Raw genomic sequence first — 13401 nt, forward strand, 5'->3', positions numbered from 1 at the left:
AGCATCATTCGCACATATGTAGAGAGACTAGGCTGATTCATTTGATACGACTTGTATGACTTGAACCGTTTCACAATAAAAAGAAAAATACTGTTCTTCATAATCTTCGACAAAGTAATTCAAATATTCCCAGCCTCTATCCAAAAGTTGAATGTTCAATATAATATGGTCATCGTTTGTTAACTCCAAATCTTTGATTTGAACAGAAGAGACATTAGTGAATTTCAGACGAATGTCTGCTTGTAGATTCGGGGATTCATATGGGATGTGCAGAACAATACAGTTGATCAAGTCGTAATGTTCATTATACTCTTTAAAGTAGTGAAATTCATTGATTTGCTTTAGATGGTTGATATTGAAATCGGGGATTTGTTTCTGGATTTTTTCATTTAAAAACCATGTCATCGTTTATCCTCCAAGAGGTTATTGTATAAGTACAATGATTCGTTTTCTTGTTTCTTCATGGTATTGAACATAGGAATTCAATAAAGGATAAGATTCAAGGATCTGTTGATACGTTTTGATTTGGGGATATTGCTCTTCAAATGACTGACGCAGCACGTTTAACTGTTTTTTCGGTATTCGTTTATGATCGACCACATAACTTAAGCTCCCTGCAACAAGTGAAAAAAATAAATAAAAATCATCTGAGGATATCCCAGTTTCTTCTTCAAAAGAGACGATTTCATCTGGATAAGCTGAATCTAATAAGTATTGATAACGCTGCTTTAAATCGTAGATTAAGCCTTGTTTATCTTTGCTGAACTTCATGGATCTTTCCCCTTTCTTTAGACTTTTATGATAAATAGAAAATTTGCATTTGCATCAAATTCTTCAAGAAGGTCATTGTTCAAGTTCCCTATCCCATGAGGATGGAAGCTGCATTCGATCCATCTTTCTAAACTACTAAACATCTCATTCACTCTCCTAACGAATCGTGTCACGGAGTTTGTAAATATTCTTCAAATGAAATAAAGTCCGCTTTTTTTCGAAATTCGTTTAAGATATTCTGATCTCCCGTAAAAATAACATCTGTCGAATCAAAAAAACCGATTTCAAACACGGCTTGAGGGATAACGGGTGTATAATTCACGTTCCAATATCGTTCATTATCTTCAATTTGAGGTATTGAACTGATATTCAAATGATTTACATGACGAGGCAATGCCGTCAAAACAGCGAAAATAAAAGAATAAGAATAGTCATGTAAGAATTTTTTGAAATGTTCACCCTTCAGAAATATAAAATCCGTGTAATCCGGCATGACTTCTGAATGAAATTGATGATTCCGACCATGAAGCATTGAGAGTGTCACATCACTTGTGACCCAATGATACTCTTCTACTTTTAAATTGATTTTCTTTATTAATTTATTTACTTCGAATAGATCTTCCTCTTTTGCTAATACGATTCTCATTACTTGCTCCACCTCATCAATTTTAAAACATCAGACGAAACTAAAAATACTCTACAGTATCAAAATCAGATCATGTAGATATATGTAAAATTTATTATTTAGTTTTATAATTTCGAATCAGTTCCTTTTTAAAATCATCAGGAAGTTTTTGATTCAGAAATACAACTGAAATCCACTCTAATACAATCTCATCTAAAGTTCTCCACGTTTTTAACAATTGTTTATTCATTTGTTCTAATTGATGAATCGCTAGTACTCCTATCTCATAACCTCTTTCGCCATATATGATCCATTTCGCAGAAGGGGAAACCCATATCACTCGTGAAGCAATATCCATTATGCTATCATTTACACTCTCTATCGGATAATCCGTTAAGAGATCAAGGTAATCACTTGGCGTGAGGTTTAACGGGATTTTCACCCAAGGATAATAACCAAAATCATGATAATAATCATGCATGCTCTGCTGCTCATCTAATACAGCCATGAGTACATAGTCATCATGATGATTCAAAGCTAAACCTTTTAACATTTCCCAGCTATCATCTGATAACAACCAATGGAATTCTTCGAATAAATAATGAGGGGGGGGCGTTTTCAACACTTGATCAGGGAATGTTTTTGTACTGTGAACGAGCGAATGAACAAACGATAGAACATGTTCAAATTCTTTTGGATCGGATATAAACAAATGTTTCACTTTATGCTCCTTTCATATCTTTGGGTAAATCTATCATCAGTCAATGATACTCCATTTCACCGCTTGTAACATGACGCATAATGAGAAAGCATTTGGGTGTAATAGTCATTGAATGTTTTTTGCTCCTTCAATAATCCTTCAAACCAATTTGCTAAAACAGGGTGATCCACTGGTTTCCACCCTTCTTTTAATAACCTATTTTTCACAGAATCTCTTGTTGATACCATTCCTATGATACAAATTTCCATATCTCTATCTGTCCAAATCGCCCACTGCAACGAATGCGATAGCCAGACCACTATGTTTGAATTCGTTATGATATCATCCGCTATAGACCCTTTTGGGTGCGTCCATAGTGCGTTTACATAATGCTCACCTGAAATGTTCACACTCGCTTTGACCCAATTAAAATAACCAAATTCCTTCAAATAATATTCGGCTGGATCTGGTTGAAGGACTGCAGTTAAAAATTCTCTATCTTGTGTAACAGTTGATAACTCTTTAATGGTTGGTAAAATATCATCACTCAATGCCCAATCAAACTCTTGAAACAAAAAACAATCAAATGTCTTACGGAAGACTTGTTGTGGTAGCTCTTTATTTGTGTCAAACACATGGTCTACTAAATTCTGATAGAATTTGAATTCTTTTTCTGAACGAATAAATAAGTCTTCAAGCCGTTTCAAACAACTACCTCCACTCTTGTAAACCTAGTAGTTTTTTAATTCTTCCTCTACATCTTCTTTTAATGTTGGAATTTCAATTGAAACCGAATCATTTCGGTTGTAGAAAATCGACGGATTGATTCCATCTGCTATCATCCCCGGCAGCCACTCTTCTAAAAAATCGTCTAAATCAATCATTTCTGGCATAGATTTTCCCCATAGTTCAATCGCACAATAAGCGGCATGCTCCTTTGTCGGCCAAAAATGAAGCTGCGGTATTCGATGTTCATCCTCTGACATCACCCATCCCTTCTCGTTTCTTAATGACCAAACCTCTTCAAAATCAACAATCTTTTTAATGAAGTAGTCATAACGCTTTTTCGCAGGTAATTGGACGGTGGTTTCTAATTCTTTCGGATGCATGGACATTGCGTCACTCCTTTTAGATTGGGGCTTAACCATAAGAATATATATAGAAAGCTGATAAATAGGAACTAGAGGTACTTTTCTATCCAGTCATTCAAATCATCAACAGAATGTAAGTAAGAATGAGGTGAATCTTTCAAATCAATTCCACTCAAAAGAATCAACATATCCCAAACTTGATCATCTTCTATTTCTGGATCGTCTGAAGAAACATAAATTTCAGCCCAATCAGACACTTGTTCTCTTGTGATCATCCCCTTCAAGACTTGTCTTATTTTATTTAAACAGTCTAGCATTTTGGGTTCATCCATTCATTACACCATTCCTTTCTCAAAACTCACTTCTCGTTGTAAACTGCCTATATTTCATATTTGATAATATCCTCCATTGACATTCCTTTAAAATATAATGAAAGAATGTTTATAATAGTGTATTCGCCATACATACCAATCGGGTTAAATATCATTTTAGCCGTTTTTGGATCAGCAATCTCTAAGTCCATAACAGGTGCCATGGAACCTTCTTTTCCCTCGCTTACGTAATAATTTTCATCTCGGTATTCCACGAATTTCATATTTTGAAGATCCTCTTCTATTATAAAATCTTGCTTTAGTTTTGTGATGACTTTCCATGAACCATTTAAAAAACCTGTCAAACCTGAATTTGCAACAAATAATCCATTTTCCTTTTTTATCAATTGTTTTAACTCACTTTTTTCTATTCTTTCATCAACAAATAAATCATAGTATTGGATTAAAATATCATCATATTGATTTTTCCCCTCACCCGAAATGATCAAAGCATAGCTCAATTTTCCAACTTCTTTTAATGGGAGTTCAATAATAGCGCCTGGTTCAATTTTAGATAAAGTTTTTGCTTTTTTAGTTGTTACTTTAATATCCGTTACTTCTTTCTCATTTAAATCATCAAAATAGTGACTGCCTCCGTTATTTAAGACCGTCATGATGGTCAAAAGCATCTCATCCATCGTTGGCTTTCTCTCTAAATGTTCCTCAGTCATTTCATAAAATTGTTCGATCGCTTCTTCAAAAATATCTAACCCGTCATCACTGATCATGATGCTCTTTTTCTTATGTTCTTCTTCCCAAAAGCCCATTTGGAATACACTCCTTATATATTGCGTTCTTTATTTTCTCATTTTGATTTATCACGATAAATGTATACTTGTATAAACTGTTTTATTTGCACGTTTGAAAAGTACCACTTCATTATCCGTTAGCCATTTAAGCTCTCGCATATGATACGAGATTTCTTCTAAGTAGGTATCGGTTTCAGCAATTAACTTTTTATCTAAGATATTTCTTTTTTTGTCTTCAACTACAAGATAAAGAGTAAACTGCTTTAAATCTAATTCGATAAGTGGGTAAGCTTTCTTTTTTTTATCGGGACTTAGTTTTGTTTTCCCTTTAATCTCCGCTTTATATTCCTTCTCTTTCATTTTCTTAAATGTAGCTTTGACTAGCTGACTATCCCATTTTTTTAATTCACACAGATATAGCAACGCTTTTTCCAAAGTATCAGCTAAGATTTTTTTCTTATTGGTTGCATTTTCAAATCCACCATAACTGAAGGGTACTTCCAACTCGTATGTATTTCTTAAAAATAAGAGGTCAGGCTCAACTTTTGAAGTACTAATTAATTTATAGTCTTCAAAAGACCCACATATAAAAACAATAGCCTCACAATCTTTCGTTTGAAATTTCTTTTCTAATTCGTATAAAAACATTTCAGTCATACAAAGGGATTGGCTGGCTAAGTTCCCACGATCACAATCTTGCATTAATTGTATATTTTTCAAATACACTCCTTATAAGCCTCCTAATAAGATTTTATTCATCATAGCTTTGAATGGTTTTCTCATGAAACTCTTCGCCATTAAGATATCTACTGAAAAATATATGGATGAAGGATATCATGCTGTAAAACAATCTGAAACTTGAATTTCTCTCCCTCTATATTTTTTTCCATATACGAATCGTCCTAATTCAGCATTGATTGTTAATCCTAATTCTCTAAAATCTTTTTGCTTTTCTTTCACTATACTCAGTGCGATTTTTGTTATTTCTTTTTCGATATCTTTGATTGTTTTGGTAATCGTGTTTAATTTAACTTTCTTCAACTTTTCCTCCAGTATAAAACCCTCCCTAATTCCTAGAGAGGGTTTTAAATTTAATACTAAAAGTAATTCATGACATTCTTACTACTACATTAATTTACTTCTATATAGCTTATTTTCTACCAAAATATAAAGATATTCTCCAACTACTTTGTAAGTAGGATCACACTGTGAGGGGTCAATTCCATCTAAAAATAATTTCATAATAAACGTTTCATCGTCAACTATTTTAAAAGCATACTGTTTATTTTCCATATTATTAAATAACAAGATTTGTCTCTCAGAAACATATAGTTGGTCACAGTACCTGTATTCTTTTCTATCTAGGTGGTACATTTTCTTTTTTTGACATGACTGATTTTCAGGGTTTAAATCGTAAGAAAAAGTTGAAATAACAATTGTTTGCTCTTCTTCATAGCTAGTGTATAGTTCTGAACCTAGAGTTTGTATTGAAGAGCATTCATACATTATCCCTTTAAATTCTTCCTCAAATAACATTTCTCCTATAATTAAGTTAATACAGTAAATTCCTTTACCCTTAGGATTTAATTCATCAAATATCCCCTCTTCTGACATACCAATCCATAATAATCCGTTTTCATCCAGATGAAATGTATTAACACCTAGTAAAAATGAACATATTTCTACCATATTATTTTGTTTTAAATCTAAAAAATTTATTTTACATATATAATCTTGTTCAAACACAATGACAATGGTATCGTTTATTTCTTGTATTAAATAAATATAGCTATCAGAATCAAGTTCATTTAATGATTTATTCATTATAATAATATGATCCTTGACTACTTGAAGTATTAGTTGATCATCAATAAGAAATACCTTATATATTTTCTCATCTCTTCCAACATTAAAATAAATTAGATCTTCTTTAGGAAAATCAATTACTTTCTCTGTAGTTATTTTACTTATCAATAATCTCAACTCCTAATATGGAAAGCTTGTCCTTAAAGTACCATCTTTTTGGACTACCACTCTAACTCTCTTTGTTTTTTTTCCTTTCCCATTGACACCAACATATTTTTTATAAGTTTTCTCATAAACTGTTGAGCCAGGTTTATTCCCAGCTCTAGCCTTTCCCGTCTTCAAGGTATCCCGTGTAGTTCTTTTTAATGTTTTATTACTTCTAAATTTCCCCTTATTTTTCTTTTTAGATTTTGCAGAGTGACCTGATTTGATATGGTCCCAATCAACACTCTTTACTTTTCGTTTCCCACTGCTTTTCGAAAAATTATAAGCCCTTTTCGCTCCCTTTAATTTTCCACCACCCAAAAATCCTGATACGGTTGCAGCCGCCACACCTTTCCAATCTTTCCCTGATTTATGTGCTTTGTATCCATCATATACCGCAAATCCTGCATTGACAACAAACCATACCCAATGGCCGTCTGGGTCTACATTCATGACTGGGTTGTTGTTTCCATAGGTATATCCGTTTTGATCTAGCGAATCTCCATCACTTCCTGGGTCTGGGTCAAGTGATAGGAATACGCCATTTTTTGGTTCATAGTAGCGAGCGATTAGATAGTAAAGTCCTGTTTCTTCGTCGAAGCGGTAACCAGCATAGCGATATGGGTTTCCTTTTACTTCTTCATTTTCTTTTACTTTTGTTGGAACGCCCCATGTATCGTATTCGTACTCAGCAACGATTTTTCCTACACTATTTGTGATGGCAATGACATCACCGTGTGCATTGTAGTGATAGAAATATTTGTTTCCATTTTGCGTGAATGCAAGGAGTTGTCCACTCTCACCGTATGTGTATGCTTTTGTGACTTCGTTGTCTCCATCTGTTTCGTATAAAACATTCAGGCTATCGCCGTCATAAAAATAATTGGTGACTTTTCCATTCACTGTTTTTTGAATTCTGTATCCACGCTCATCATATTTGTAAGTGACAAATGGCTTGTCTTCGCCTTTTTTCTTGATGGCCGTTATGTTATCTTCTGCATCCCATTCATAAAGGAATTGTCCGTCAGACGTTCGGTTGCCATTTTTGTCATAAGTTAAAGTCTCATCATTTACCTTTGTCAGTTGGTTCATGATGTTGAATGATGCGTTGATTGTTTTTTTAGTGCCATTTTTTTCAGTCGTGACGGTTTTTCTGTTTCCAAACCCATCATATGTGTACTCAATAACCGTGCCATCTGGATGAGTTTCTTTGATCAATTGATCTAATTTTCCATATTCATAACGAATCTTCCCGTTGCTTCCTTGATCAACCGTTATTCTGTTTCCATTTTGATCATATTCGTAAGCTTCGTTTAAGATCGTCGTGCCTTGGCTTGTTCCAATGTGCAAATCATTGATTAAGTTGCGCTCATCATAAGCAAAGCTAGCACCACTGCCGTTACCTGTAATAAAGGACTGAACATTTCCATTTTCATCATAATCAAACGAATACGTAGAATTCGAATCCTTCATCTGCGTCATTTGATCAAGCTTATTGTAACTGAATTGGTTCGTCCCTTTTTGATTTCCGTGTGTCCACTCAAAGGATTTCAGTTTGTCTGAATCGGCTGGATACGTCCAAGTTTGGCTGCTGCCACGCTCTGTTAACTTTGTGATGCGGTTTTGTTGGTCGAACGTTCTGTTTTTAGTTGTGTTTTGTTCTTTGTTGACAACCGTTGTTTCGTTTCCGTTTTTATCATAGCTAAAGTTATATTTTTCTGTCCCATTGTATGACTTGGATTTCACTCGGTCTGTTCCATCATACGTGAGAGACACTTCATGTCCATTAGCAGAAATGGTTTTGATTAAGTTGCTATTCGCATCATATTCACTTTTTAACACATTCCCTAATGGATCAATGGTTTTTGTCAATTTGCCCATCAGGTCGTATTCAAACTGATACGTCTGATCTGACTCTGCACGAATGGTTTTCGACTGTTCATTGCCCTCTTTATCATACGTTCTCACAATGGATGTCCCGTTAGATAAAGTGATTTTCTTCAGCTGGTCAGCCTGGTCATATTCGAATGTTGTTTTTTCGCCTTTCGCATCGGTTTCAGAAAGTTTTTTGCCTGTTTCGTCGAAGACAGATTGAGATGAGTAACCAAGCTCATCCTCTTCTTTAACTGCATAGTTCCCTTTTTCGTCGTAAGTGGTTCTCGTTAAAAGACTACCTTCTACTAGACGGATATCATCAAACCAAACCGTTCCAGTCGCGCTTTTTTGGAAAACAATCTGAACGTCGACTTTTTTCAATGGTTTTGTTTTTGGTATGACAACCGCCGCTCGGTTCCACTCCTGTGTACCGGTTGGGAATTTCGCATTAAACGTTCCTGTTGTGCCATCTGTATACGTAACGAACGCTTGAAATGAGTAATCATTTTCATTTGAGGCTTTGACATTTTCAGCCTTAGACATCCCAGTTAATGTGACATATACAGATTGATCATTCGCACTTTGTTCAATCGGTACAGATTGTTTATAGATGGCATTTGCTTGAGTTGAAGAGGTTCTTGTCATTTTTAACGAAACGTCATCGTTAAAGCCTTCTTCATTATCTAATGAACCACCTGTTCCGCTCCAGCTTGTTGTTTTATCCGTAAAGGAATTATTTTTGACTGGATTATAACTTGATGAAACTTCGCCTTTTTCTAGCTGAATCTCATCGAACCAGGCTTTTCCTTTTCCAGCCTTATCTCGATGATCCACTTCCATATAGATCACAGCTTTGCCTGCATGAGATGGCGTCGTAAACGTGACTTGGCGTTTTGTCCAATCGTTTTTTCCTGATAATGTACTGTAACCGTTACTGATCCATTGAATTCGTTTGTTGTTTGTATCTCTTAAATCGATGTTAAAAAATGCTCTTGCTTTCGTTAGCTCTGTCTTGATTTTTCCACTCAGTGTATACGTCGTATTTGGCTCTAGTGTCACTTCTTGAGTAGCAGAAGAATAGCCAAGTTCGGTTCCTTCAGTTGTCGATTGTGAACTGATCTCTAATAACCGGCCGCCAGATAACACACCACTTTTCCCAGCTGTTTGCGCTAATTTCCCGTCATCCTTAGATGCTGTAAGTTTCCAGCCAGTTAGCGTATCTTCAAAACTGCCATTTTTTAATATACTCGCACCTGCAGCAAGTTCTTTACTCGTTTGTACCAAATTTCCGTACGAGTCATAAATACTTGCTGAAGACATATTTCCACTTTGATCCGTTTCAGATACAGCATCTAATCCATCATAGGCGATATCTGTAATATCTCCTTCTGTATCTTTCACTTTAGTGACATCATTATTTTTGTTATACTCGTAGGTTTCTGTCCCATAAGCATCTTTCGCCTGAATGACGTTGCCATTTTTGTCATACGAATAGCTTTCTGTAGCTTTTCCTTTCTCTACATCATTTGGGTCAGTTTCTTCTACGATTTGGTTGCCTTCATATTTCGTTTTAGTGGTGATTTTAAGCCCTTCCGCATCATCTACAACTTGAATTGGATTGGCTGCTTCGTTATACGTATACTGTATTTTTCGCCCGTTTGGCTGCGTTAGCATGAGTGTCTTTTTAGACAAATCATATGCATACTCAAAGGTTTCTTTTTTTGCATTAATTGCCTTGACTAAACGATGATTTTCATATTGATATTCTGTAAAAACAGGCTGATCTTTTGTACTGTTTTGAGAGAATTGTTTAATCAATCTGCCTTCTTTATCGTATTCATATGAGATACTTGTTCCATCTGAATCAATGACTTTCGTTAGTAAACCTGCATCATACTCATATGAAAGCTTTTTCCCTTTTGGTCCTTGAACCGAAATGATATGACCATCTTCATCATAATCGATTGATATTTTTCGGCCAGATGCATCTTCCATTGAAGTGAGCTGATTGTTTTCGTTATATTTGTATGTCGTTGTATTTTTATGTCCATCTACAACCTTGGTGATCTTCCCACCATTTTTACTAAAGTGCGCAAAGGTTTGATCCTTCGTTTTTAACATGTATTCATCTTTTGATTCCGTTAATTCAAGAAAAATACCTGTTGGTGGTTGATACGTACCATCTGCTTTTTTTGTAAAAACATGAGTTGTGGCATCTTCATCAAGATAGATGGCACCTTCTTTTGTTGGCGTGATACTCGTTTCTACATCTGCGTACCACCCTTGACCAAACAGGTGGTCAGCTGCATCTAAACTGTTGTACGTTCGACCAATTCCAAGCCCCGGTCCTCTTCCATCAATCGACATTTCTTCTTCACTGACAATGACATTCCCAGTTGCACCATTAAGCTGACCGTCTGGTATATCAATAATCGACCAGTAATCCTCTGTTCCAAGGAATTCGGCCCCTTCATGGAATGTCGGGTTAAAGGCTGGTGTCGGAATGGTTTCTCCATTTGCATCGTAGGAAGAAAGGGTAAAGGAGTAGTTCTTACGTCCTTTATAATTTCCATTCGCATTTTCATATACTGGTGATGGGTCTAGCGCTAATTCCCCGCCCTTACTATCTGTATGAAGCACATATTTCCCACTTTTAATTTCAGCAGGAGTTGGCCAAATATTCTTGTTTTGTGTTGTCCAATGATCGACATCACCCACATCAAATGTTTGATACGCCTTACCATTATAGATATTGATTTTATATCCTTTTGCATTTTTCACCTTATCCCAATGTAGATTGATATAACCCGTTTGGCTCTCTTTTGTATTGGTATAAGCATATCCAGATAAAGCTTTTGGTCTAGATAGATCAGGTAAAGTTGGTCCAGCCGGCGGTGAAGGAATAGCCTCCCCATCTTTATTGTAGGCAATCACTCTGAAGGAATAATGTTTTTGAGCCGCATCTCCTCCAGCATTTTTGTAAGTCGCACCTGGATGAATTGGAAGCTCAGCACCTTTTCCATCTTGGAGGTGCAATGCATATTTACCTGCTTTAATCTCAGCAGCTGTCGGCCATACTTTTTTCCCTTTTGTTGACCATGATGTTTGATTCCCAAGATCCAATGTCTCATAGCTTTTCCCATTAAACATTTGTATTTTATAACCGGTTGCACCGGAAACCGAATTCCAAGAAAGATCAAAGTAACCAGTTGCGTTATTATTATTGAATCCTTTTGTACTAGGTGCTTTTGCTCTAGCAACATTCGGCACGACAGGTTTTACTTTTGCTGACATTGCGCCTTCACCTTGGTTAAAAATCGCACTTACAGCTACCCAATAATTTTTACTTGTCGCATAATTGCCACCTGAGTTTTTGTAAACTGGAGAAGGATCAACTGCTAATTCAGTGCCACCTTTTCCATCTAAATGGAGTTTATATTTTTTTGTTGCTATCTCACTCGCTGTTGGCCATATATTCTTTCCTTTTGTACTCCATGATGCTACATTTCCAACTGAAATGGCTTCATACTCTTTTCCGTTGTATAGCCACACTTTGTAGCCTTTTGCGCCAGACACCTTTTTCCAACTTAAATTTAAGTAACCTGTACCATTCCCATTACTAAAACCTTTTACAGTCGGTGCATTTGCCTGTGGAATTGTATATGTTACTTCAATGACTGGTTTATTAGTTGAGTTTGTTGATGAGATTATTTTTTTCCAATGGTCTTGCCCATTTCCATTTGCATGTAATTTAAATCCATAGTTAGCTGTTCCGCTATTCCAAGCTTTAATTGTCGATGTCACATCATAACTCGCCCATTGTCCTTTATATACATTGGCCTTACCGATGTTTTTTGAGCTTGGTTTATTGTTCCATGTTAGTTTTGTATGATCATAGTTTGCATTCACTGTATCCAGCCAGAGACCAGTAGCTTTCGTCCCGTAATATGAATGAGCAACATATGTTTTGAGCGTCGCTTTCGTTACATTCATATGTTGAATCGGTTTGAATGAGTTAAACTTCATGAACGCATAGTTTGTACCAGTTGTTTTATCGTAATAACCTGTTTTGAGTACATAACTTTTAAGTTTAGCGTCCCATTTTTGCGTAGAGGATGAATAATTTGTTGTTGGGTACTTACTCATGATAAATGTGTCTGCTGATACAGATAAAGAAGTCGAAGGATCGATAGACACAGGATAAACTCGTTCAGGATCTTTGAGCCATTTTTCATCTGCTGTCACATGAAGTAAATAGCCATCGTCTTCTTTTTCTAATTTAAAGCTCACATCTTCTGAGCGAGCCACTTCACCTGACTTTTCATCTAAATTAGAATCAGTCATAAACGGTTTCGGGACTTGAAAAATGGTCCGTTTTTTCTGATCGTAAAATGTAATAGAACCGTCTTCCTCAATTTCCCCAGTTAGATCTGTCTTTATTTTAAATGTAAATGAATTGTAGCCATCATATTGATTGAGTACAATATCTTCTTTGATGTTTTCATTAAAGGTGAATGATCGTAAATCTATATTTGGAAATACCTCTTCATATGTAAGCTCGTTGGTGTTCTCTTTAAATTGTGCAGAGGTATCTTTGGAATTGATTTCTGATTTGTTTTTCCCTGAAGATTTTAAAATTGAAAATTCAATTTGATGCTTCTTGTGTTCAAATGTCACATATAGTCCTTGTTTCATTTGCTTTTGAAAAGTAGTTTCTAATTTCGCATTTTCTGTTTCTATTTCTTTTTTCGAGATCGTCTTTAATTCTGGAGAGATGTCCTCCCACTCAGCATCTGGAGCCTCTTTAATATGAATAGGATCAGGATAAACCTCTTGTGTAAATACACCCTCTCCTTCATAAAAAAGCTTGCTGTTTTCTGTTCTTTCTGAAAGAACTTCTCCGTCTTTTCCAATTTCATCTTCGTCAATTCCTGCCATTTCTAGGACTTTTGAATTGTCGAATGTTTCTAAGCTGTTATGACTTGGTTTTGTATTTTCTACATGTTCTTCTGCAAAAATGTCAGAAGGTAACATTGATATAAGCATCACAAAGGATAGAAGAGCTGCAATATTTCTTTTCCAATTTACTTTTCTTTTTAGGTTCATATTAATCTCCTTATCATATATTTGTAACATTTGTAACATTACGCCATATATAATAATGCATTTGAAATGATACTTCAATATATTTCTATAAATATATCATTCT

At 35.4% G+C, this 13401-nt stretch carries 13 protein-coding genes; all 13 read right to left on the reverse strand.

The window, feature by feature from the left end; all coding sequences use genetic code 11:
- Positions 1-27: 27 nt before the first annotated feature.
- Positions 28-405, reverse strand: a complete 378-nt coding sequence (locus tag MHI16_RS12085; protein ID WP_268496833.1) for a hypothetical protein — start codon at positions 403-405, stop codon at positions 28-30.
- Positions 406-423: 18 nt separating this feature from the next.
- Positions 424-771, reverse strand: coding sequence for a YxiJ family protein (locus MHI16_RS12090; RefSeq protein WP_342497970.1), 348 nt, complete (start codon positions 769-771; stop codon positions 424-426).
- A gap of 17 nt (positions 772-788) precedes the next feature.
- On the reverse strand, positions 789-914 hold the full coding sequence (locus tag MHI16_RS12095) for a hypothetical protein (protein ID WP_268466170.1): 126 nt from the start codon (positions 912-914) through the stop codon (positions 789-791).
- A 26-nt stretch (positions 915-940) separates the two neighbouring features.
- Entirely contained in the window at positions 941-1417 is a 477-nt protein-coding gene (locus tag MHI16_RS12100; RefSeq protein WP_342497971.1) for a hypothetical protein, read from the reverse strand.
- 94 nt (positions 1418-1511) lie between these two features.
- Positions 1512-2117: a hypothetical protein gene (locus MHI16_RS12105; protein ID WP_342497972.1), complete on the reverse strand. Its 606-nt coding sequence runs from the start codon at positions 2115-2117 to the stop codon at positions 1512-1514.
- Positions 2118-2173: 56 nt separating this feature from the next.
- Positions 2174-2803, reverse strand: coding sequence for a hypothetical protein (locus MHI16_RS12110; protein ID WP_342497973.1), 630 nt, complete (start codon positions 2801-2803; stop codon positions 2174-2176).
- 24 nt (positions 2804-2827) lie between these two features.
- Positions 2828-3205: a DUF2750 domain-containing protein gene (locus MHI16_RS12115; protein ID WP_326848462.1), complete on the reverse strand. Its 378-nt coding sequence runs from the start codon at positions 3203-3205 to the stop codon at positions 2828-2830.
- Positions 3206-3276: 71 nt separating this feature from the next.
- Positions 3277-3519, reverse strand: a complete 243-nt coding sequence (locus tag MHI16_RS12120) for a DNA-binding protein (RefSeq protein WP_268466179.1) — start codon at positions 3517-3519, stop codon at positions 3277-3279.
- A 47-nt stretch (positions 3520-3566) separates the two neighbouring features.
- Complete coding sequence (locus MHI16_RS12125; RefSeq protein ID WP_342497974.1) at positions 3567-4325, reverse strand: hypothetical protein; 759 nt, start codon at positions 4323-4325, stop codon at positions 3567-3569.
- Positions 4326-4376: 51 nt separating this feature from the next.
- Complete coding sequence (locus MHI16_RS12130; protein WP_268466183.1) at positions 4377-5033, reverse strand: hypothetical protein; 657 nt, start codon at positions 5031-5033, stop codon at positions 4377-4379.
- Between the two features lie 108 nt (positions 5034-5141).
- Entirely contained in the window at positions 5142-5348 is a 207-nt protein-coding gene (locus MHI16_RS12135) for a hypothetical protein (protein WP_268466186.1), read from the reverse strand.
- An 84-nt stretch (positions 5349-5432) separates the two neighbouring features.
- Positions 5433-6281 (reverse strand): hypothetical protein, encoded by an 849-nt coding sequence (locus MHI16_RS12140; protein ID WP_180310472.1) that lies wholly within the window; start codon positions 6279-6281, stop codon positions 5433-5435.
- 12 nt (positions 6282-6293) lie between these two features.
- A complete protein-coding gene (locus tag MHI16_RS12145; protein WP_342497975.1) occupies positions 6294-13298 on the reverse strand; it encodes a DNRLRE domain-containing protein in 7005 nt (2334 codons plus the stop codon).
- Positions 13299-13401 lie beyond the last annotated feature (103 nt).

The sequence above is a fragment of the Bacillus sp. FSL K6-0923 genome, from assembly GCF_038630825.1.
In the GTDB taxonomy this organism is placed as follows: Bacteria; Bacillota; Bacilli; order Bacillales; family Bacillaceae; genus Bacillus; species Bacillus pumilus.

Coding starts and splice junctions, on each gene's coding strand:
- MHI16_RS12120 (WP_268466179.1), bottom strand. CDS start 3,519: ATGGATGAACCCAAAATGCTAGACTGTTTAAATAAAATAAGACAAGTC.
- MHI16_RS12095 (WP_268466170.1), bottom strand. CDS start 914: ATGTTTAGTAGTTTAGAAAGATGGATCGAATGCAGCTTCCATCCTCAT.
- MHI16_RS12100 (WP_342497971.1), bottom strand. CDS start 1,417: ATGAGAATCGTATTAGCAAAAGAGGAAGATCTATTCGAAGTAAATAAA.
- MHI16_RS12115 (WP_326848462.1), bottom strand. CDS start 3,205: ATGCATCCGAAAGAATTAGAAACCACCGTCCAATTACCTGCGAAAAAG.
- MHI16_RS12145 (WP_342497975.1), bottom strand. CDS start 13,298: ATGAACCTAAAAAGAAAAGTAAATTGGAAAAGAAATATTGCAGCTCTT.
- MHI16_RS12085 (WP_268496833.1), bottom strand. CDS start 405: ATGACATGGTTTTTAAATGAAAAAATCCAGAAACAAATCCCCGATTTC.
- MHI16_RS12125 (WP_342497974.1), bottom strand. CDS start 4,325: ATGGGCTTTTGGGAAGAAGAACATAAGAAAAAGAGCATCATGATCAGT.
- MHI16_RS12090 (WP_342497970.1), bottom strand. CDS start 771: ATGAAGTTCAGCAAAGATAAACAAGGCTTAATCTACGATTTAAAGCAG.